This window comes from Citrobacter sp. Cpo012 (genome assembly GCF_030333015.1).
Taxonomy (GTDB): Bacteria; Pseudomonadota; Gammaproteobacteria; order Enterobacterales; family Enterobacteriaceae; genus Citrobacter; species Citrobacter portucalensis.
Genome location: NZ_JAOWGR010000030.1, coordinates 126,330 through 146,450 on the forward strand (window position 1 = coordinate 126,330; position 20,121 = coordinate 146,450).

The window sequence follows — 20,121 nt, forward strand, 5'->3', positions numbered from 1 at the left end:
CTATTGCAATAAAGCTGCACCTTATAACCAGTCTGGCACGCTGATGCAAGTTTTGCCGCCCGAAAAGGCGGCAAGAAGAGATTACAGCACGCGTGTCGTCAGCGTTTGACCATGAAAACTAATAGCCAGTTCATCACCGCTGTTTAACGGCCCAACTCCTGCTGGCGTCCCCGTCAACACAACATCGCCCGCTTTGAGGGTAAAGAAACGACTCATATAGGCAATCAAAGGCACGATTTGATGGATCATATCCGCCGTGGTGCCGTGCTGGCGCTGCTCACCGTTAACCGTTAACCCGAGCATCGTATCCTGAGGATCACCATTAAATTCCGCTACCGGAATAAACCCTGACAGCGGGCAAGAGTTATCAAAACCCTTCGCTTTTTCCCACGGCTGCCCCGCCTTCTTCATTTTACCCTGAATATCACGCAGGGTCAGATCCAACGCGACGCCATAGCCCGCAATGGCTTTGCGCACATGTTCTTCCGTCGCCTGACGTAGGGTCGCGCCAATCAAAACAGCCAGCTCAACTTCATGGTGAACCGAACCCATATCAGATGGGATCACCAGCGGCTGGCGTAAATCGCACAGCGCGGTTTCCGGTTTAATAAACAGCACCGGTTCTTCCGGAGGCGTTCCACCCATCTCTTTAATATGGTTGGCATAGTTACTCCCTACGCAAACCACCTTACTCACCGGATAATCCAGCAGAGCACCATGCCAGTTATGATGTTGATACATTACTTTCCCCTAACGTAGTTATCAATTTCAGGTACTGCATCGATGGGGCGTGCTGCTGCCGGATGCAGTTTAACGTTTATCGTCTGGTGTATTTTGTTTCGTCGCGGCCAGATGCTGTTTAAGTAAATCTTCTGGCGGCGGTGGTATTTGTAAATAATAGCCCTGCTCGGTGAGTGCCTGTTTTACTTTTTCCAGATCGGCATTAACCAGCTTTTTACGGCCATCAAGCGGCAACATCATTGCCAGCGTCGGCTGACCAAATCCTTTCATCAGTTCTTCAGGAACTCGCGAGAAATCGTCTTTTTTTTCGACATATAAATAGGTCTGGTCACGTTTACTGCTTCGGTAGATCACACAAAACATATCTTTTACTCTGAATTCACGGAATGGTGGCTTGCCTCAATATAATACTGACTATAACATGCCTTATAGTCTTCGGAATATCACCCCGCGCTGGGGATGATAAATAGCAAATTGAGTAAGGCCAGGATGTCAAACACGCCAATCGAGCTTAAAGGCAGTAGCTTCACCTTATCAGTGGTTCATTTACATGAAGCAGAACCCGAGGTTATTCGTCAGGCGTTGGAAGACAAAATCGCGCAGGCACCTGCTTTTTTAAAACATGCTCCCGTAGTGGTTAACGTGAGTGGTCTTGAAAGCCCGGTAAACTGGTCAGCGCTGCAGAAGGTTGTCGCGTCTACCGGATTGCGCATTATCGGCGTTAGCGGATGCAAAGATGCCAGACTCAAGGCAGAAATCGACGAAATGGGTCTTCCTTTACTGACTGAAGGTAAAGAAAAAGCTATTCGTCCTGCGCCCGTTGAGGCCCCGGCTCCCGTCGCTCCGCCACAAAACGTTACTCCCATCACAAAAACACGATTAATAAATGTGCCGGTTCGTTCCGGTCAGCGCATTTATGCACCACAATGTGATCTGATTGTTACAAGCCACGTCAGTGCAGGCGCAGAGCTTATCGCTGATGGCAATATTCATGTTTATGGAATGATGAGAGGCCGTGCGTTGGCAGGCGCAAGCGGTGACCGGGAAGCGCAAATTTTTTGTACCCATCTGACGGCAGAACTGGTGTCTATCGCAGGTGTTTATTGGCTGAGTGATAAAATCCCAGCAGAATTTTATGGCAAAGCGGCACGTCTGCAATTAGCAGAGAACGCTTTGACAGTTCAACCGTTGAATTGATCCCTTTTTAACAAGGAATTTCTATGGCACGCATTATTGTTGTTACTTCGGGTAAAGGGGGCGTTGGCAAAACCACCTCCAGCGCGGCCATCGCTACAGGTTTGGCCCAGAAGGGAAAGAAAACTGTCGTTATTGATTTTGATATCGGCCTGCGTAATCTCGATCTGATTATGGGTTGTGAACGCCGCGTCGTTTACGACTTCGTCAACGTTATTCAGGGCGATGCGTCGTTAAATCAGGCGCTAATCAAAGATAAGCGTACCGAAAATCTCTTTATTCTTCCGGCCTCACAAACTCGCGATAAAGACGCGCTGACGCGTGAAGGCGTCGCGAAAGTTCTGGACGACCTGAAAACGATGGAATTCGACTTCATCGTCTGCGACTCTCCGGCGGGTATTGAAACTGGTGCGCTGATGGCCCTGTATTTTGCCGATGAAGCGATTATTACCACCAACCCGGAAGTCTCCTCTGTACGTGACTCTGACCGTATTCTGGGTATTCTGGCGTCGAAATCTCGTCGCGCGGAAAACGGTGAAGATCCAATTAAAGAGCATTTGTTGCTGACGCGCTACAACCCTGGCCGCGTAAATAAAGGTGACATGCTGAGCATGGAAGACGTACTGGAAATTCTGCGAATCAAGCTGGTTGGCGTGATTCCTGAAGATCAGTCAGTCCTGCGCGCGTCTAACCAGGGTGAGCCGGTTATTCTCGACATCAATGCTGATGCCGGTAAAGCCTATGCTGATACCGTAGACCGTCTGTTGGGAGAAGAACGTCCTTTCCGCTTCATTGAAGAAGAGAAGAAAGGTTTCCTCAAACGCCTGTTCGGAGGATAAGTTATGGCATTACTGGATTTTTTTCTCTCGCGGAAAAAGAGCACAGCGAACATCGCTAAAGAGCGACTGCAGATTATTGTTGCGGAACGTCGTCGTAGTGACGCCGAGCCACATTATTTACCGCAGCTGCGCAAGGATATTCTCGACGTTATCTGCAAGTATGTACAAATTGATCCCGAAATGGTCACAGTACAACTTGAACAAAAAGACGGCGATATTTCGATCCTCGAACTTAACGTGACATTACCTGAAGCGGAAGAGTCTAAATAAGCTCTTTTGTCGCTAAATCATGGTTACGAAAAAGGCAGATTATTCTGCCTTTTTTATTTTCTGTCTCTGACTAACCTATCGAGCATTTATTCCAAAGTAAACTTTGGGTAGTTTTCGGCAAAATAGCGGCGTAAATACTCAACCGTAATACGGATTTTTGCCGACGTCGCCAGCCGGGAGACATAAACCGCCCATATATTGGCGGGTTGATAATACTCAGGCAATATATGCACCAGATGTCCGCTGGCAATGTTGTCGCAAACGTCCCACCACGAACGCAAAGCAATTCCCTGCCCATCCAGACACCATTGATGTACCACTTCGCCATGGTTAGACGACAGCGGCCCCGTAACCTTTATTGAGTGTGCGCCCTCTTTATTACGCATTTGCCAGATACCAAACGGATGGTCGCGTTCTTTAATAACCAGGCAGGGAAAAGTAGAAAGATCGTTCAGTTGTTTCGGCACTCCATGCCGCGCCACAAATTCCGGCGAGGCGCACAGAATACGATAGTTAGTCGCCAGCTTGCGGGCAATCAGGTTCGGCGCGATATCATCCCCGATACGAATATCGAGATCGACGCCCTCATTGACCATATCTACCAGACGGTCTTCAACATCGAACCTCAGTTCTAACTGCGGGTACTCTTTTGCCAGCGCAGACAGCGCCGGAGCGACCACCCGGCGGCCAAAACCAAAGCTACTGATAATTCGTAGCATCCCCTGCGGGATCTGCCTGGCATCGGACAGCTCGTCCATCATCTGATCGACATCCTGCAGGATCCTCTGTGCCCATTCGTAGATCCGCTCCCCCTCTTCCGTGATGGTTACGCGCCGCGTTGTTCGGTGCAACAGCACCACGTTCAGCGTTTGCTCCAACAGGGCAACGCGCTTACTGATAAAAGCCGGAGATACGCCCAGCTCTTCGGCAACGGCGGCAAATCCCGCACGACGGGCAACCAGCATAAAGACGCGTAAATCATTTAGCAGAGGCAGATTATTCATGATCTGTGTTTTATGTTTCACCAGTTAGGGGGATTAACTATTAATCAGTCAATTATAGGATACGGGGAAAGTCAATTTTGATGGCGTACAAGTGAGAGCTGCTATGAAGAAAACCTGTCGTATTGCCGCTATCCCCGGAGATGGCATTGGTAAAGAAGTCCTGCCTGAAGGCATTCAGGTGTTGCAGGCAGCCGCCGAGCGTTGGGGGTTGTCACTCAGCTTTGAGCAAATGGAATGGGCCAGCTGCGAGTACTACGCCCATCACGGGAAGATGATGCCGGATGACTGGCACGAGCAGTTACAATCCTTCGATGCTATCTATTTTGGTGCCGTTGGCTGGCCGGAAACCGTACCGGACCACATCTCATTATGGGGCTCGCTGCTTAAGTTTCGCCGCGAATTCGACCAGTATGTCAACCTGCGCCCGGTACGCCTGTTTCCGGGCGTACCTTGCCCACTGGCAGGTAAGCAGCCTGGCGACATCGATTTCTACGTGGTGCGCGAGAACACCGAGGGAGAATACTCTTCACTCGGCGGACGCGTAAGCGAAGGTACAGAACACGAAGTGGTTATCCAGGAGTCGGTCTTCACCCGTCGCGGCGTCGATCGTATATTGCGTTACGCTTTCGAGCTGGCACAAAATCGCCCGCGCAAAACCCTGACCTCGGCGACCAAATCCAACGGCCTGGCTATCAGCATGCCGTACTGGGACGAGCGCGTGGAAGCAATGGCGGCTCACTATCCCGAGATCCGTTGGGATAAACAGCATATTGATATACTCTGCGCCCGCTTTGTGATGCAGCCGGAGCGTTTTGACGTGGTGGTTGCCTCCAACCTGTTTGGCGACATCCTCTCCGATCTCGGTCCAGCCTGTACCGGAACGATTGGCATTGCGCCTTCAGCCAACTTAAACCCGGAACGCACCTTCCCGTCTCTGTTCGAGCCAGTACACGGTTCGGCCCCCGATATCTACGGCAAGAACCTCGCCAACCCTATAGCGACTATCTGGGCTGGCGCCATGATGCTCGACTTCCTTGGCAACGGTGATGCTAACTATAAAGCCGCCCACGACGGTATTCTGGCGGCAATTGAGCAGGTTATTGCCAGCGGCCCGAAAACACCGGATATGAAAGGCAATGCCACCACCCAACAGGTTGGCGAGGCCATCTCTCGGGCATTGCGTTAGAGGTCAAACCACGGAAAATGAGCCGCGTCACTGACGCGGCTTTTTTATGCTTTTTATGGCACCAATAACCTGCGCCAATTCACCTTTTATTATTTCCGTTCTGTGTTTTATTGCTTCACGCATCGAGCAATTGTTTAATTCATGTAAAGAACAAATAATAAAATTGTTAAATACAAGATCACTGATTCCCTACAGCATGATAACAACGACAGGCTAATGCCATACGCGGGCAACTGTGCCCAGGAGATCCCATGTTGAGCAACGTTAAGAAAAAAGACATGCCGCTGATAGCCATCAGTCTGGTGGCTATTCTTTTCATCGCCGCCACACTTAGTCTCTTCCCTCAGCAGTCTGCACAAGTCGCAAATACCCTTTTTAACGGCGTTACCCGGATGCTGGGTTCCGCCGTGCAGATCCTCGTTCTGATGGCGATGGGTCTGGTCGTCTGGCTGGCCACCAGCAAATACGGCAACATTCGTCTGGGAGAAGGAAAAGCGGAATACAGCACGCTGTCCTGGCTGTTTATGTTTATTTGTGCCGGACTAGGTTCCTCCACGCTCTATTGGGGCGTTGCTGAGTGGGCCTATTATTACCAGACCCCAGGTCTGAATATCGCTCCGCACTCGCAAAAAGCGCTGGAATACAGCTTACCCTACTCTTTTTTCCATTGGGGAATCAGCGCCTGGGCGACCTATACGCTGGCTTCATTAACCATGGCCTACCACTTTCATGTGCGGAAAAACAAAGGGCTGAGCCTGTCCGGAATAATCGCCGCTATCACCGGCGTGCATCCGCAGGGCGTCTGGGGCCGGCTGGTTGATTTGATGTTCCTGATCGCCACAGTTGGCGCGTTAACCATCTCTCTGGTTGTCACCGCCGCCACCTTTACCCGTGGTTTATCTGCTCTCACAGGTTTACCGGATAACTTCACCGTACAGGCGTTTGTTATCCTGTTCTCTGGCGGCATTTTCTGTCTGAGCTCCTGGATTGGCATCAACAACGGCTTGCAACGTCTGAGCAAAATGGTCGGCTTGGGGGCGTTTTTACTGCCGCTGCTGGTGCTGATTGTCGGCCCGACCGAGTTCATCACCAACAACATCATTAACGCCATCGGTCTGACGACACAAAACTTTTTGCAGATGAGTCTGTTCACCGACCCGCTCGGCAACGGTGAGTTCACCCGCAACTGGACGGTGTTCTATTGGCTGTGGTGGATCTCCTACACCCCTGGCGTGGCAATGTTTGTCACTCGCGTATCCCGTGGTCGCAAAATCAAAGAGGTTATCTGGGCGTTAATCCTGGGTAGTACCGTTGGCTGCTGGTTCTTCTTTGGCGTGATGGAAAGCTACTCCATTCACCAATTTGTGAACGGTGTGATCGACGTACCGCAGGTTATGGCCACGTTAGGCGGCGAAACAGCCGTACAGCAAGTGTTGATGTCGTTGCCTGCCGGGAAACTGTTCCTGGTGGCGTATCTGGCGATCATGATTATTTTTCTCGCCTCGCATATGGATGCCGTCGCCTACACCATGGCGGCCACCAGCACGCGTAACCTGCAGGAAGGGGAAGATCCGCAGCGTAGCTTACGTCTGTTCTGGTGCGTGGTCATCACCCTGATCCCATTATCAATTTTGTTCACCGGCGCGTCCCTGGAAACCATGAAGACCACGGTGGTTCTGACCGCACTTCCCTTCCTCGCCATTCTGTTGGTGAAGGTTGGCGGTTTTCTTCGCTGGGTACGGCAGGACTATGCCCACGTTCCTGCACATCAAATTGAAGGTCATCTCCCCGAAACGCCAGTGGACGTCCCCGTCGCACCACCGGCCGGGACATTACTCAAAGGCGACAATTAAGCGCCAGTAAAAAATCCTCTTACTCACAAATTAAAGGTATTCCAATGAGCAATCTGAGCCCTGAGTTTATTCTGCCGCAAAATTTCTGTGCCAACCCGCAGGACGCCTGGACTATCCCTGCCCGGTTCTATACCGACCATCAGGCCTTCGAGCACGAGCAGGAGAAAGTGTTCGCTAAGAGCTGGATTTGTGTAGCCCACAGTAGCGAACTGGCGAAACCCAATGACTATGTAACCCGGGAAGTGATTGGCGAGAACATCGTGCTGGTACGTGGTCGCGATAACGTGCTGCGCGCGTTCTACAACGTTTGCCCGCATCGTGGTCATCAGCTGTTGAGCGGCGAAGGGAAAGCGAAAAATGTGATTACCTGCCCTTACCACGCCTGGGCATTCAAGCTTGACGGTAACCTGGCGCATGCACGTAACTGCGAAAACGTTGCCAACTTCGACAGTGAGAAAGCACATCTCACCCCGGTACGGCTGGAAGAATATGCCGGATTCGTGTTTATCAACATGGATCCGAACGCGGGCAGCGTAGAAGAACAACTCCCAGGTCTTGCAGACAAAGTTATCGAAGCCTGCCCTGATGTGCATGACCTGAAGCTGGCGGCGCGCTTTACGACCCGAACTCCAGCCAACTGGAAGAATATTGTCGATAACTATCTGGAGTGCTACCACTGCGGCCCGGCTCACCCTGGTTTTTCCGACTCGGTTCAGGTTGATCGTTACTGGCATACTATGCACGGCAACTGGACGCTACAATACGGTTTCGCCAAACCGTCAGAGCAGTCATTTAAGTTCGAAGAAGGTGTTGATGCCGCCTTCCACGGTTTCTGGCTGTGGCCGTGCACCATGCTCAACGTTACGCCAATCAAAGGCATGATGACCGTTATCTACGAATTTCCAGTGGATGCAGAAACTACGCTGCAAAACTATGACATCTACTTCACCAATGAAGAACTGACCGAAGAGCAGAAACAACTGATCGAATGGTATCGCAACGTCTTCCGCCCTGAAGATTTACGTCTGGTTGAAAGCGTCCAAAAAGGGTTGAAATCGCGCGGGTATCGCGGTCAGGGCCGCATTATGGCCGACACCAGCGGCAGCGGTATCTCCGAACATGGCATTGCCCATTTCCATAATCTGGTCGCGCAGGTGTTTCAGGAATAACCAGAGGCTGTAACGACAGGTTCCGGCGTATCGTTAAGCCGCGCCGGACAGATTTTTTAGGGAGTGCCGCAATGTCTGATTATCAAATGCAAGAAGTCCGGGTCAGCCGGATTGAGACGATTACCGCGCAGGTAAAACGCTTTACTTTAACGGCGACATCAGGCGAGCCGTTGCCCGCGTTTCAGGGTGGCAGCCATATTATCGTGCAGATGCGCGATGGCGAGAATCTGTACAGCAATGCTTACTCGCTGATGAGTTCCCCCTTTGATACGAGCGCCTGGCAAATCGCCGTACGACTGGAGGAAGCATCCAAAGGCGGCTCACGATATCTGCATCAAAACGTGAAACCCGGCGACACGCTCACGATCTCCACACCAAACAATCTGTTCGCCCTCGCCCCTCAGGCACAACAACATCTGTTGATTGCCGGAGGTATCGGCATCACACCGTTTTTATCGCATATCCCGGAACTGGAACACTCTAAGGCGCAATGGCAACTGCATTATTGCTCTCCCAGTCAGGACAACTGCGCGTTTTATGACGAACTTCTGCAACACCCCAGCGTCGATCGTATTCATCTGCATCTGTCAAGCGCAGGGACCCGCCTTGATTTATCTCGCCTGCTGGCCGATGTCGAACCCGGAACACATATTTACACCTGCGGTCCAGCAGTGCTCAACGATGCCGTCAGAGAAGCGGCTTCCCTCCATAGACTGGACAGCAATACGCTACATTTCGAACAATTTGCGCTGGAAGATAAAAGCGGTGATGCCTTTACCCTGATTCTGGCGCGTTCCGGACGCGAGTTTGTGGTCCCGGAAGAGATGACCATTTTGCAGGTTATCGAAAATAACAAAGCCGCGCGCGTTGAGTGCCTGTGCCGGGAAGGTGTTTGCGGCACCTGTGAAACGACGATTCTTGAAGGGGAAGCGGATCACCGCGATCAGTATTTCAGCGACGACGAAAAAGCCAGCCAGCAAAGCATGCTTATTTGCTGCTCACGCGCCAAAGGTAAGCGCCTGGTGCTTGATTTGTAGCGTTGCGCAGGCCGGGTTAGCAATGGCGCAACCCGGCGAGCCTGGTGACTTACTGCGGATATTCCTGCAGCAGCGCGTTGAGACGATCGGACATCAGTTCGCCACGCCAACCGGAAACCAACTCCGGCAGGGTCTGCTGCGGCTTTAATTTCCAGTGCCAGTTGAGTAGCTGGTTGATTTGACGGCGTGAAGCCAGCAGTTCGACGCTAAGATTATGCTCAGTACTTACCTCGGCAACCAGCGCCTTAATAGCTTTAAACGCTTTGCGGTATCCAGGCATATCCATCAAATTCAGCAGCGGCTGTGGCAGTGATTCTTCCGGTAAAGCCTGCGCTTTTTCTACCAGAGAAATCAGCGTTTTGCCGTGGAAGCGAATTTCACTACCGGAAAGGCCGAGGCTGTCCAGTTCACCCAGACTCCCTGGCATATAACGAGCGACCGCCCACAGGTGTTCTTCACGCACCACAAAGTTCACCGCCAGATCGCGCTCACGCGCTTTACGCAGTCGCCAGTCGGCAAGCAGTTGCAGGCAGGCCAACTGACGAGTACGCAACTGCCAGGCGTTAGTGATATCGCGCCATGCGTCTTCAGGCGCCAGAACCTCCTGGCGACGCTGCTGCATTAAGCGACATTCGTCCAGTGCGGCTGGCAGCCAGCCGCTGGCTTCAGTTTCAACCATCAGTTTTGTGGTGATCGGTAATAGATACCAGACATCAGCCGCCGCGTACTCACACTGACGCTCGGTCAGCGGTCTGGCCAGCCAGTCGGTGCGGGATTCGCTTTTGTCCAGCGCCACCCCCGTAAACTCTTCCACCATCGAGGCAAACCCCCACGACATCGGACGACCGCAAAAAGCAGCCAGAATTTGTGTATCAATCAACGGCTGCGGCAGTTCGCCAAAAGCGTTGAGAAACACTTCCAGATCTTCGCTACCTGCATGCAGGAATTTGGTGATGGCAGTATCACGCAGAATATCGCGCAGCGGCGACCAGTCGGTGATCCCCTGCGGATCAATCAGAGCAACGTGTTTGCCATCAAACAGCTGGATCAGCCCCAACTGCGGATAATAGGTACGCGTGCGAACAAATTCTGTATCCAGGGCTATCGCCGGAAATTCACGGACGGCTTCGCACAGCGTGGCCAACGCGTCGTCCGTGGTGATCATTTGATAATTCAAATCGTGCTCTCTTAGGTTTGCGCCAAAAAAAACGCCGGATTTCCCGGCGTTTTCTACTGGCTGACTTAACGCTCAGCCTTTATTGTCCACTTTGGCACGCGCTTCGTCACGTAATTCTCGTCGCAAAATTTTACCAACGTTAGATTTCGGCAACTCATCGCGAAACTCCACCAGCTTTGGTACTTTATAGCCCGTCAGGTGACGACGACAGAAAGTGACCAGCGCGTCATCGGTTAACGAGGCATCTTTCTTCACCACGAAAATTTTCACCGCTTCACCGCTGCTGCCGGACGGAACCCCAACAGCAGCCACTTCCTGCACGCCAGGGTGTTGCATAACCACGTCTTCAATTTCATTAGGGTAGACGTTAAAGCCGGACACCAGGATCATATCTTTCTTACGATCGACAATACGCAGGAAGCCTTCATCATCCATCACCGCAATATCGCCGGTGTGCAACCAGCCGTCTTTGATGATTTCGTCAGTGGCGTCTGGTCGCTGCCAGTAGCCCAGCATCACCTGTGGACCTTTCACACACAGCTCACCCGGTTCTCCCGGCGGCACTTCGTTGTCGTCGTCGTCCACCAGCTTGACCTCAGTGGAGGGAACCGGTAAACCGATACTTCCGCTGTGGTAGTCAATATCGTGAGGGTTGACACTCACCAGCGGCGCGCACTCCGTCAGGCCATAGCCTTCCAGCAGATACTGCCCCGTAAGCTTCACCCAACGTTCAGCTACCGCCTGTTGAACCGGCATTCCGCCACCTGCTGAAAGGTGCAGTGACGAGAAGTCCAGTTGCTGAAACTCTTTGTTATTCAGCAGCGCGTTAAACAGCGTATTTACGCCGGTCATCGCGGTAAACGGATACTTCGCCAGTTCTTTGACCAGTCCTGGGATATCACGCGGGTTAGTAATCAGCAGGTTTTGACCACCCAGCTCAATAAACAGCAGGCAGTTCATCGTCAGCGCAAAAATGTGATACAGCGGTAGAGCCGTTACCACCAGTTCTTTGCCCGGATGCAGCAATGGGCCGTAGGTGGCGTTAACCTGCTCCAGGTTAGCCAGCATGTTGCGGTGCGTGAGCATCGCGCCTTTCGCCACGCCGGTTGTCCCGCCGGTATATTGCAGAAACGCCAAATCTTCCGACACCACTTCGGGCTTCACATACTGCATGCGATAGCCGTTTTGCAGCGCACTGCGAAATGAGATGGCATCCGGCAGGTGATACTTCGGCACCAGGCGCTTGATGTACTTCACGACAAAGTTAACCAGCGTTCCTTTGGCGGTAGACAGCTGATCGCCCATACGCGTCAGGATCACGTGTTGCACCGACGTTTTGTCGACCACCTTTTCCAGCGTATGAGCAAAGTTAGATACGATGACAATCGCCGACGCGCCGCTGTCGTTGAGCTGATGTTCCAGCTCGCGAGGCGTATACAACGGGTTCACGTTCACGACGATCATGCCGGCACGTAAAATCCCAAACAGTGCGACCGGATATTGCAGCAGATTCGGCATCATCAGCGCGACGCGATCGCCCTTTTTCAGCCCGAGCCCCTGTTGCAAATATGCGGCAAACGCACGGCTACGCTCTTCAAGCTTGCGGAAGGTCATCACCTCCCCCATGTTTACAAACGCGGGCTGATCGGCATACCGTCTTACTGAGTGTTCAAAGAGTTCCACCAGGGATTGATAACGGTCAGGATTGATCTCCGCAGGAACACCAGCGGGATAACGGTTAAGCCAAACCTTTTTCAATACATCACCTCTAAAATGCGTATTCGTCGTCATCACAACCCCAGGCAATAAACAAACTGTTAACATAATATTAACTCAGCGTACCAGTTTGTTTATTACACAACGACAAGGTTGCGAAGCACGTCACTATTTATTTTTCTTATATCCACGTTAATGCAGAAACAGCGGACGAGCCGCTGTTTCTTTTACCATTAAAACAAAGAGTTACTCTGTTACTATGGTCTGAACCTGTGCCGGGCCGGGATTGTACCAGCCCCATCCGCCGTAGCCACCGTAAGGCCAGCCACGCGCACCGTAGAACCAGGGGTCGATAGGCTGAGGCGGCATGACAATCTGCTGAGTAATATGCCAGCGTTTATAACCAGTTACCTGCATCAGCATGAATTTATACGGCGTATTACCGATTTTTCCGTCCACTGTACCGCTTATCGGGCCGACGACGGTGACCAGTTGCCCGCGAAAGTCCACCGGGTCAAGGAAGCCATTTACATCAGCATATATCCGCCCACGAGAGGCTTCACCCAGCACGGGGCGTGCACCGCTATCGAGCGGAACGGTGGCAATTTCCAGACGGGATTTTCCCTGCTGGTTCTGAATATCCACCACTTTGCCGCCGAAACGCGCTTCCTGTCCGACATACAGCTGCGGCGCATTCATCACCCGCACCAGATCCTGCTGCGGCATCGGGCTCGAACCTTTAATCGCATCCGGGATGGTGACGCAGCCGCTAAGCATTAACGCTAAGGCCCCCGCCAACACACCTTTCAATAACTGCTTTTGCACCGCCATATTGTGACTCCCTTTTCTTAGCTTCTGCCCCGGCCTGTTCACAATGCTGTGCACTGACGACTGTACGTCTTAGCCGGGGTTCTACTACTAAGATTCATTCTTTACCGGGAAGTTTCTTCCACGCCACGGTGTTACGTAAATAAACCGGTTCAGCGTGTTCGACTGCTACGGTCTCACCCGCAGCCAGCATTTGCGTGGCGATGGGCAGCATGTCTTCAGCCGCTGGAAGCAGCACGTCACCATCGCTGAGCGTCAGCCCGCTGTCTTTACCAAGCTCTGGCCATGCCGGCCAGCCCGTCCCGACCGTCACCCACTCGCCAGACAGCTGCAATAAACGCTCATGTACCTGCTCGGGGGTTAACACCGCTTCGGTTTCTTCACCGTGCCAGTTACCGTTGTCATCACGCTGGTATTCGGCCCAGTAGACTTCGCCCATTCGCGCGTCAATCGCCGCCAGCACGCGAGTCGCGCCCGACTTACGCCAGGCGCCCTGCGCCATGGTCGCCAGGGTGGAGACGCCGATCATCGGTAAGTTTGCGCCTAACGCCAGCCCCTGAGCAATGCCAATACCGATACGCACGCCGGTGAAACTGCCGGGACCGCGACCAAACGCCAGGGCGTCGATATCGGTTAACGTGAGATCGCCAGCGGCCAGGATTTCCTGAACCATCGGTAAAATTCGTTGGGTGTGTTCTCGTGGGCAAAGCTCAAAGTGAGCCTTGATAGTACCGTCATTCCACAGGGCAACAGAGCACGCCTCTGTGGCGGTATCGATAGCCAGAATTCGCATGGGTGTTTGTGATCAGATCAATAAATTTGGCGCGCATCTTACCACACTCCGTAACAAATTACTCAGTCGTTGGTATGGCAAGAAAGCGAACCGCGCGAGCGATGTCACGCGTCCGCGGCGCAGGAGGAAGACTCGCCAGGAAGGTGGCGCCGTATGGCCGCATAACCAGACGATTGTCGCAAATCACCAGCACGCCGCGATCGTCAGCATCACGTATCAGACGCCCTACACCCTGCTTCAGGGTGATTACCGCATCCGGCAACTGGACGTCTTCGAACGGATCGCCGCCGCGCAGTCGACAATCCTCCATTCGGGCTTTTAACAGCGGGTCGTCCGGCGAGGTAAACGGCAGTTTATCGATTATCACCAGCGACAGCGTATCGCCGCGCACGTCCACGCCTTCCCAGAAGCTGCTGGTGGCAACCAGTAGCGCATTACCTGCGCTGACAAACTGCTGTAGCAGTTGTCCTTTGCTGGTTTCGCCCTGCAGCAGTACGGGAAGCGTCATAGTAGCGCGGAATTGTTCCGCCAGATCGCGCATCATCGCGTGCGAAGTGCACAGCATAAAACAGCGACCGTTGTTCGCTTCGATAATAGGTCGCAGCATGGATGCCAGCTGACGCGCAGCCCCCGGCTGGTTGGTTTGCGGGAGATTACGCGGCACGCACAGCAGCGCCTGGCGCGTGTAATCAAATGGGCTCGGCAGCAGCATCGACTCGGCATCTTCAATACCCAGTCGTGCAGTGAAATGATGCAGGTCATCGTTTACCGACAGCGTCGCGGAAGTAAAAATCCAGCAGCCCGGCTTTTGTTCCATCACTTCTTTGAATTTATCCGCCACCGTAAGCGGCGTCAGCGCGAGGGTGAAATGGCGGGAGGTGCATTCATACCAGTAGCTGAAGCCTGGCTGGTTGATCTCTTTCAGGCGCTTCAGACGCGCACGATAAAGCGTGGCGCGCTCAAACGCGGCATCCAGCAATGCCGAACGTCCGAGAGACAGCTTCGCCACGTCATAACACAGCTCCAGCGTGTCATCGAGCAGCAAAAACGCGCGCTGTACGCGCTGGTCGGCCAGCAGTTCCCGCAGGTTTCCGCGATAGCCCGGCTCACCAAGCTGCAAGCGGAAGTCCTGAGCGCTTTGTGCAAGGCGATCGGCGCACTTTTGCAGCTGCTGAGTGTCTTTCAGCTCGGTGCGATAGGCAATGGTGATGTCTTTCGCCAGGTCTAACAGCTGGCGACTGGAGAGCGATTGACCAAAGTACTGGCTGGCGATATCCGGTAACTGATGCGCTTCATCGAAGATCATCACATCAGCTTCCGGGATCAGTTCGCCAAACCCGCTCTCTTTTACCACCATATCGGCGAGAAACAGATGATGGTTAACCACGACGACATCCGCATCCATCGCTTTTTTACGCGCTTTAACGACAAAACACTCTTTATACAGCGGGCAGTCGCTGCCCAGACAGTTGTCATTAGTGCTGGTCACCAGCGGCCAGGCCTGAGAGTCTTCCGCCACGCTGACGCAGGTGCTGATGTCCCCATCAAGGGTTTGATTTGACCAGGAGCGCAGCAGAATGACGTCGCTTAACGTTTGTACCGGCAAGTCGCCACCCGCCAGCGCCTGCTGTTCGAGACGCTCAAGGCACAGATAGTTTGAACGCCCTTTCAGCAGCGCCAGTTTACCGGTGAACTTCAGTGCTTTCGCGACGGTCGGGAGGTCGCGGCTGTATAGCTGATCCTGCAACGCCTTCGAGCCCGTGGAGACAATGACCTTCTTTCCGGCACGCAGCGCTGGGGCAAGATAAGCGTAGGTTTTACCCGTTCCGGTTCCGGCTTCTACCACCAGCGGTTGTGATTTTTCGATGGCATGACTGACGGCGATGGCCATCTGCCGCTGTGGTTCTCGCGGTTTAAAACCCGGTATCGCTTTAGCCAACTGACCGTCTGCTGCAAAATCGTCCGTCACACTGCCCCCTGTTCATTTGAACAGGGATTATGTCAGGCCAGCGGGTCTTTCGCCAGTTGAAGAGGTGACGTGGGCACAACATTATGGCAGTCTTGGCGCAACCCAAAGCTATTATGAAAAAACGTAAACGAGGAATGATTTATGACGATTGTGCGCATTGATGCCGAAGCGCGTTGGTCCGACGTGGTAATCCACAACAACACGCTGTATTACACCGGCGTGCCGGAAAATCTGGATGCAGACGCCTTTGAGCAGACGGCAAATACGCTGGCGCAAATTGATGCGGTGCTGGAAAAACAAGGCAGTAACAAGTCACGTATTCTTGATGCCACCCTGTTTTTGGCAGACAAAAACGATTTTGCCGCCATGAACAAAGCCTGGGACGCGTGGGTCGTTGCTGGCCACGCGCCGGTACGTTGTACCGTTCAGGCCGGATTGATGAACCCGAAATACAAAGTTGAGATTAAGATAATCGCTGCAGTTTAAGCGGCGTTATTCGTCTTCATCTTCAAAACGCGCCACGATCCGCTCGCCGGTATGACTGGCGCGTAACTCTTCAGCAACCAGAGCAATGGCTTGTCCGCTGCTCATCCCCTGCGACATCAGCTCCTGAATACGCTCTACCGCTTTTTGCTGCTGCTCATGACTGAGTGAAGGTAAACCTGCAAACATTGTTAACTCCTGCTAAATTGTCTGCGCTAATTATTTCATGCTACCGGGCAGTTAGCCAGTAGAGTAGCAACGAGTCAGGACTGATGAAGACGTTATCTCCCGCAGTAATCACATTACCCTGGCGTCAGGACGCCGCTGAACGCTATTTTTCGACATTAAGCCATCTGCCCTGGGCGATGCTGCTGCATTCAGGTCAAGCCGACCATCCGCATAACCGCTTTGATATTCTGGTGGCGGATCCCGTCACCACGTTGGTTACACGTGCTGAAGAGACCGTAGTGCAGGACGGGCACGCAATCACGCGCTCGCTTGATGATCCAATGACGGTATTACATTCCGCGCTAGCTGCACACAAGATTCACCCCGAGTATCACCCGGATCTGCCGTTTCAGGGCGGCGCGTTAGGTCTGTTTGGCTACGACCTTGGCCGACGCTTTGAATCTCTGCCCACTATTGCTGAGCGCGATATTACGCTACCGGATATGGCCGTTGGCATTTACGACTGGGCGCTGATTGTTGACCACAAGTTGCAGACCGTATCGCTGCTCAGCCATACCGATGTCGAGGCTCGCCTGAAATGGCTCGACGCGCAACAACCGCCAACGCGTGAGCCGTTTACATTGACCTCGGCGTGGCAGTCCAATATGAGCAGCGCCCGGTATGGCGAAAAATTCCGCCAGGTACAGGGCTATCTGCACAGCGGCGATTGTTACCAGGTCAACCTCGCGCAGCGTTTTCAAGCGCGTTACGAGGGGGATGAGTGGCAGGCATTTGTCAAACTCAATCACGCTAACCGCGCCCCGTTCAGCGCGTTTATTCGTCTTGAGGAAGGCGTTATCCTCAGCCTTTCGCCAGAACGTTTTATTCTGCTGGAGAACCAGCATATCCAGACCCGTCCTATTAAAGGTACGTTGCCCAGGCTTGAAGATGCCGATGCCGATCGTGAGCAGGCCCGGCGGCTGGCGAATTCGCCGAAGGATCGTGCGGAGAACCTGATGATCGTCGATTTGATGCGTAATGATATTGGCCGCGTTGCCGTACCGGGTTCGGTACAGGTTCCGGAGCTGTTTGTCGTCGAACCGTTCCCTGCCGTTCATCATTTGGTCAGCACCATTACCGCACGTCTGCCAGAGTCATTACACGCCACCGATCTGCTACGCGCCGCCTTCCCCGGCGGCTCTATTACCGGTGCGCCGAAAGTGCGGGCGATGGAAATTATTGACGAACTGGAGCCACAAAGACGTAATGCCTGGTGCGGCAGCATCGGTTATCTGAGTTTCTGCGGCAATATGGATACCAGCATCACCATTCGCACGCTGACAGCCACAAACGGACAAATTTATTGTTCCGCTGGCGGCGGCATAGTGGCGGACAGTCAGGAAGACGCTGAATATCAGGAAACATTTGATAAAGTGAATCGTATTTTGCACCAACTGGAGAACTGAGACGTGGAATACAGCAGCCTGACGCTTGATGATTTCTTATCGCGCTTTCAACTCCTGCGCCCGCAGGTCAATCATGCCGCGTTAAACCAGCGCCAGGCCGCCGTACTGATCCCCGTCGTGCGTCGTCCACAGCCGGGGTTGTTGTTAACCCAGCGTTCCGTTCACCTGCGCAAGCACGCCGGACAGGTCGCCTTCCCCGGTGGGGCGGTGGATAGCAGTGATGCCTCGTTAATTGCCGCCGCCCTTCGCGAGGCACAGGAGGAGGTGGCGATCCCACCTTCATGCGTAGAAGTGATCGGCGTTCTGCCGCCAGTAGACAGCGTGACCGGTTTCCAGGTCACCCCAGTGGTAGGCATTATCCCGCCTAATCTGCCGTATCGTGCCAGTGAAGATGAAGTTTCAGCCGTGTTCGAAATGCCGCTGGCCCAGGCCCTGCATTTAGGTCGTTACCACCCGTTGGATATTTACCGTCGTGGCGATTCACATCGCGTATGGCTTTCCTGGTATGAGCAATATTTCGTCTGGGGAATGACTGCCGGAATAATTCGTGAGCTGGCGCTGCAAATTGGCGTCAAGCCCTGACTATACTTATCTTTACGCGCGCCATAGACAACTTGAAACTCAGGTCACAACATTAGTAAAACCGCGGTTATCTATTAGTTTAATTCATGTGAATAGTTAAGCCGATCGCCGCGTTCCCTCTTACACTATGCGCAGTTATAACATCGTTACTGGAAAGCCCAGTCGCCCTGTAGGAGTATTATCGTGATTAGTCTATTCGACATGTTTAAGGTGGGGATTGGTCCCTCATCTTCCCATACCGTAGGGCCTATGAAGGCGGGTAAACAGTTCGTCGATGACCTGGTCGAAAAAGGATTACTGGACAGCGTTACTCGTGTCGCCGTCGACGTGTATGGTTCACTGTCGCTCACGGGTAAAGGTCACCACACCGATATCGCCATTATTATGGGTCTGGCGGGCAATGAGCCTGCTACCGTGGATATTGATAGCATCCCCGGATTTATCCGCGACGTAGAAACGCGTGGACGCCTGCTGCTTGCACAGGGTCAGCACGAAGTGGATTTCCCGCAGAATGACGGGATGCGTTTTCACAACGGCAACCTGCCGCTGCATGAAAACGGAATGCAGATCCATGCGTACAATGGCGAAACCGTCATTTATAGCAAAACCTACTACTCAATCGGCGGTGGATTCATCGTTGATGAAGAACATTTTGGTCAGGATGCCGCGGGCGAGGTCAGCGTGCCTTATCCGTTCAAATCCGCGACTGAAATGCTGGAGTACTGCAATAGCACCGGCCTGTCTCTCTCTGGCATGGCGATGCAGAACGAACTTGCTCTGCACAGCAAAAAAGAGATTGAAGAGTACTTTGGCCACGTCTGGCAAACCATGCAGGCCTGTATCGATCGTGGCATGAACACCGAAGGTGTGTTGCCGGGTCCGCTGCGCGTTCCTCGTCGTGCTTCAGCTCTGCGTCGTATGCTGGTTTCCAGCGATAAGCTGTCCAACGATCCGATGAACGTGATCGACTGGGTGAACATGTTCGCGCTGGCCGTTAACGAAGAAAACGCCGCGGGCGGTCGCGTGGTGACAGCGCCAACCAACGGTGCCTGCGGTATCGTGCCTGCGGTATTGGCCTATTACGATCATTTCATCGAGTCCGTCAGCCCCGATATCTATACCCGCTATTTCCTGGCGGCCGGTGCAATTGGCGCGTTGTACAAAATGAACGCCTCAATCTCTGGTGCAGAAGTAGGTTGTCAGGGTGAAGTGGGCGTAGCCTGCTCCATGGCTGCCGCTGGTCTGGCTGAACTGTTGGGCGCGAGCCCTGAGCAGGTGTGTGTTGCTGCCGAAATCGGCATGGAACATAACCTCGGCTTAACCTGCGATCCGGTTGCCGGTCAGGTACAGGTTCCGTGCATTGAGCGTAACGCCATTGCTTCAGTGAAGGCGATCAACGCTGCGCGTATGGCAATGCGCCGTACCAGCGCGCCGCGCGTCTCGCTGGATAAAGTCATTGAGACCATGTACGAAACAGGTAAAGACATGAACGCCAAATACCGCGAAACGTCACGCGGTGGCCTGGCAATCAAAGTTCAATGTGACTAATACTTAATTTTCGCCCATCTGCGACGGATGGGCGAATTTGCCCCCTCTCCCTCGTCTACTGTAATTTTCCCCACTACACTTGCTCTGTTGCTGTTGGC

General features: G+C 53.1%; 20 protein-coding genes. 11 read left to right on the forward strand and 9 right to left on the reverse strand.

The window, feature by feature from the left end; genetic code table 11:
• Nucleotides 1-81 precede the first annotated feature (81 nt).
• Together OGX90_RS02820 and OGX90_RS02825 are read right to left on the reverse strand one after the other, a co-directional pair.
• On the reverse strand, nt 82-741 hold the full coding sequence (locus OGX90_RS02820; protein WP_003833734.1) for a fumarylacetoacetate hydrolase family protein: 660 nt from the start codon (nt 739-741) through the stop codon (nt 82-84).
• A 69-nt stretch (nt 742-810) separates the two neighbouring features.
• On the reverse strand, nt 811-1,104 hold the full coding sequence (locus OGX90_RS02825) for a YcgL domain-containing protein (protein ID WP_003833735.1): 294 nt from the start codon (nt 1,102-1,104) through the stop codon (nt 811-813).
• A 126-nt stretch (nt 1,105-1,230) separates the two neighbouring features.
• Between OGX90_RS02825 and minC the strand changes: the two genes are divergently transcribed.
• The 3 genes from minC to minE are packed head-to-tail and all read left to right on the forward strand — an operon-like array spanning nt 1,231 to nt 3,044.
• The gene (gene minC / locus OGX90_RS02830; RefSeq protein ID WP_003833736.1) at nt 1,231-1,938 is read left to right on the forward strand and encodes a septum site-determining protein MinC; all 708 of its coding nucleotides are present in this window, start codon (nt 1,231-1,233) and stop codon (nt 1,936-1,938) included.
• A gap of 23 nt (nt 1,939-1,961) precedes the next feature.
• On the forward strand, nt 1,962-2,774 hold the full coding sequence (gene minD / locus OGX90_RS02835; protein WP_003020956.1) for a septum site-determining protein MinD: 813 nt from the start codon (nt 1,962-1,964) through the stop codon (nt 2,772-2,774).
• Nucleotides 2,775-2,777: 3 nt separating this feature from the next.
• Nucleotides 2,778-3,044: a cell division topological specificity factor MinE gene (gene minE / locus OGX90_RS02840; RefSeq protein ID WP_003833739.1), complete on the forward strand. Its 267-nt coding sequence runs from the start codon at nt 2,778-2,780 to the stop codon at nt 3,042-3,044.
• Between the two features lie 86 nt (nt 3,045-3,130).
• Here minE and OGX90_RS02845 read toward each other — a convergent pair whose 3' ends face one another.
• A complete protein-coding gene (locus OGX90_RS02845; RefSeq protein WP_020996618.1) occupies nt 3,131-4,048 on the reverse strand; it encodes a LysR family transcriptional regulator in 918 nt (305 codons plus the stop codon).
• A 103-nt stretch (nt 4,049-4,151) separates the two neighbouring features.
• On the opposite strand from OGX90_RS02845, the gene OGX90_RS02850 reads away from it, so the two are divergent.
• The 4 genes from OGX90_RS02850 to OGX90_RS02865 all read left to right on the forward strand — a co-directional run bounded on the left by OGX90_RS02850 (nt 4,152) and on the right by OGX90_RS02865 (nt 9,293).
• Complete coding sequence (locus tag OGX90_RS02850; protein WP_079934746.1) at nt 4,152-5,234, forward strand: tartrate dehydrogenase; 1,083 nt, start codon at nt 4,152-4,154, stop codon at nt 5,232-5,234.
• A 251-nt stretch (nt 5,235-5,485) separates the two neighbouring features.
• A complete protein-coding gene (locus OGX90_RS02855; protein ID WP_234692019.1) occupies nt 5,486-7,087 on the forward strand; it encodes a BCCT family transporter in 1,602 nt (533 codons plus the stop codon).
• A 44-nt stretch (nt 7,088-7,131) separates the two neighbouring features.
• Entirely contained in the window at nt 7,132-8,256 is a 1,125-nt protein-coding gene (gene yeaW / locus OGX90_RS02860) for a carnitine monooxygenase, oxygenase subunit YeaW (RefSeq protein ID WP_003833746.1), read from the forward strand.
• 71 nt (nt 8,257-8,327) lie between these two features.
• Entirely contained in the window at nt 8,328-9,293 is a 966-nt protein-coding gene (locus tag OGX90_RS02865) for a PDR/VanB family oxidoreductase (protein WP_032943752.1), read from the forward strand.
• A 49-nt stretch (nt 9,294-9,342) separates the two neighbouring features.
• Here OGX90_RS02865 and rnd read toward each other — a convergent pair whose 3' ends face one another.
• The 5 genes from rnd to yoaA all read right to left on the reverse strand — a co-directional run bounded on the left by rnd (nt 9,343) and on the right by yoaA (nt 15,776).
• Nucleotides 9,343-10,458, reverse strand: a complete 1,116-nt coding sequence (gene rnd, locus OGX90_RS02870) for a ribonuclease D (RefSeq protein WP_234692177.1) — start codon at nt 10,456-10,458, stop codon at nt 9,343-9,345.
• 84 nt (nt 10,459-10,542) lie between these two features.
• The gene (gene fadD / locus OGX90_RS02875) at nt 10,543-12,228 is read right to left on the reverse strand and encodes a long-chain-fatty-acid--CoA ligase FadD (RefSeq protein ID WP_125362605.1); all 1,686 of its coding nucleotides are present in this window, start codon (nt 12,226-12,228) and stop codon (nt 10,543-10,545) included.
• 204 nt (nt 12,229-12,432) lie between these two features.
• Nucleotides 12,433-13,017 carry a Slp family lipoprotein gene (locus OGX90_RS02880; RefSeq protein WP_003020975.1) on the reverse strand — a complete coding sequence of 195 codons (585 nt, stop codon included), beginning with the start codon at nt 13,015-13,017 and terminating at the stop codon, nt 12,433-12,435.
• Nucleotides 13,018-13,111: 94 nt separating this feature from the next.
• Nucleotides 13,112-13,807 (reverse strand): tRNA (adenosine(37)-N6)-threonylcarbamoyltransferase complex dimerization subunit type 1 TsaB, encoded by a 696-nt coding sequence (gene tsaB / locus OGX90_RS02885; RefSeq protein ID WP_100272289.1) that lies wholly within the window; start codon nt 13,805-13,807, stop codon nt 13,112-13,114.
• Nucleotides 13,808-13,865: 58 nt separating this feature from the next.
• On the reverse strand, nt 13,866-15,776 hold the full coding sequence (gene yoaA, locus OGX90_RS02890; protein ID WP_003020980.1) for a DNA repair helicase YoaA: 1,911 nt from the start codon (nt 15,774-15,776) through the stop codon (nt 13,866-13,868).
• Nucleotides 15,777-15,917: 141 nt separating this feature from the next.
• Between yoaA and OGX90_RS02895 the strand changes: the two genes are divergently transcribed.
• Nucleotides 15,918-16,262: a RidA family protein gene (locus OGX90_RS02895; protein WP_003020984.1), complete on the forward strand. Its 345-nt coding sequence runs from the start codon at nt 15,918-15,920 to the stop codon at nt 16,260-16,262.
• 6 nt (nt 16,263-16,268) lie between these two features.
• Here OGX90_RS02895 and OGX90_RS02900 read toward each other — a convergent pair whose 3' ends face one another.
• Nucleotides 16,269-16,448 (reverse strand): YoaH family protein, encoded by a 180-nt coding sequence (locus OGX90_RS02900; RefSeq protein WP_003020986.1) that lies wholly within the window; start codon nt 16,446-16,448, stop codon nt 16,269-16,271.
• 83 nt (nt 16,449-16,531) lie between these two features.
• On the opposite strand from OGX90_RS02900, the gene pabB reads away from it, so the two are divergent.
• The 3 genes from pabB to sdaA all read left to right on the forward strand — a co-directional run bounded on the left by pabB (nt 16,532) and on the right by sdaA (nt 20,023).
• A complete protein-coding gene (gene pabB / locus OGX90_RS02905) occupies nt 16,532-17,893 on the forward strand; it encodes an aminodeoxychorismate synthase component 1 (protein ID WP_020996620.1) in 1,362 nt (453 codons plus the stop codon).
• 3 nt (nt 17,894-17,896) lie between these two features.
• Nucleotides 17,897-18,475 carry a CoA pyrophosphatase gene (locus OGX90_RS02910; protein ID WP_003020991.1) on the forward strand — a complete coding sequence of 193 codons (579 nt, stop codon included), beginning with the start codon at nt 17,897-17,899 and terminating at the stop codon, nt 18,473-18,475.
• A gap of 183 nt (nt 18,476-18,658) precedes the next feature.
• Nucleotides 18,659-20,023 (forward strand): L-serine ammonia-lyase, encoded by a 1,365-nt coding sequence (gene sdaA / locus OGX90_RS02915; protein WP_003833765.1) that lies wholly within the window; start codon nt 18,659-18,661, stop codon nt 20,021-20,023.
• Nucleotides 20,024-20,121: the final 98 nt, after the last annotated feature.

Bases quoted from the DNA above. Each gene is read 5' to 3' on its own strand.
- OGX90_RS02820 (WP_003833734.1), bottom strand. From the start codon at position 741: ATGTATCAACATCATAACTGGCATGGTGCTCTGCTGGATTATCCGGTG.
- OGX90_RS02825 (WP_003833735.1), bottom strand. From the start codon at position 1,104: ATGTTTTGTGTGATCTACCGAAGCAGTAAACGTGACCAGACCTATTTA.
- minC (WP_003833736.1), top strand. From the start codon at position 1,231: ATGTCAAACACGCCAATCGAGCTTAAAGGCAGTAGCTTCACCTTATCA.
- minD (WP_003020956.1), top strand. From the start codon at position 1,962: ATGGCACGCATTATTGTTGTTACTTCGGGTAAAGGGGGCGTTGGCAAA.
- minE (WP_003833739.1), top strand. From the start codon at position 2,778: ATGGCATTACTGGATTTTTTTCTCTCGCGGAAAAAGAGCACAGCGAAC.
- OGX90_RS02845 (WP_020996618.1), bottom strand. From the start codon at position 4,048: ATGAATAATCTGCCTCTGCTAAATGATTTACGCGTCTTTATGCTGGTT.
- OGX90_RS02850 (WP_079934746.1), top strand. From the start codon at position 4,152: ATGAAGAAAACCTGTCGTATTGCCGCTATCCCCGGAGATGGCATTGGT.
- OGX90_RS02855 (WP_234692019.1), top strand. From the start codon at position 5,486: ATGTTGAGCAACGTTAAGAAAAAAGACATGCCGCTGATAGCCATCAGT.
- yeaW (WP_003833746.1), top strand. From the start codon at position 7,132: ATGAGCAATCTGAGCCCTGAGTTTATTCTGCCGCAAAATTTCTGTGCC.
- OGX90_RS02865 (WP_032943752.1), top strand. From the start codon at position 8,328: ATGTCTGATTATCAAATGCAAGAAGTCCGGGTCAGCCGGATTGAGACG.
- rnd (WP_234692177.1), bottom strand. From the start codon at position 10,458: ATGATCACCACGGACGACGCGTTGGCCACGCTGTGCGAAGCCGTCCGT.
- OGX90_RS02880 (WP_003020975.1), bottom strand. From the start codon at position 13,017: ATGGCGGTGCAAAAGCAGTTATTGAAAGGTGTGTTGGCGGGGGCCTTA.
- tsaB (WP_100272289.1), bottom strand. From the start codon at position 13,807: ATGCGAATTCTGGCTATCGATACCGCCACAGAGGCGTGCTCTGTTGCC.
- OGX90_RS02895 (WP_003020984.1), top strand. From the start codon at position 15,918: ATGACGATTGTGCGCATTGATGCCGAAGCGCGTTGGTCCGACGTGGTA.
- OGX90_RS02900 (WP_003020986.1), bottom strand. From the start codon at position 16,448: ATGTTTGCAGGTTTACCTTCACTCAGTCATGAGCAGCAGCAAAAAGCG.
- pabB (WP_020996620.1), top strand. From the start codon at position 16,532: ATGAAGACGTTATCTCCCGCAGTAATCACATTACCCTGGCGTCAGGAC.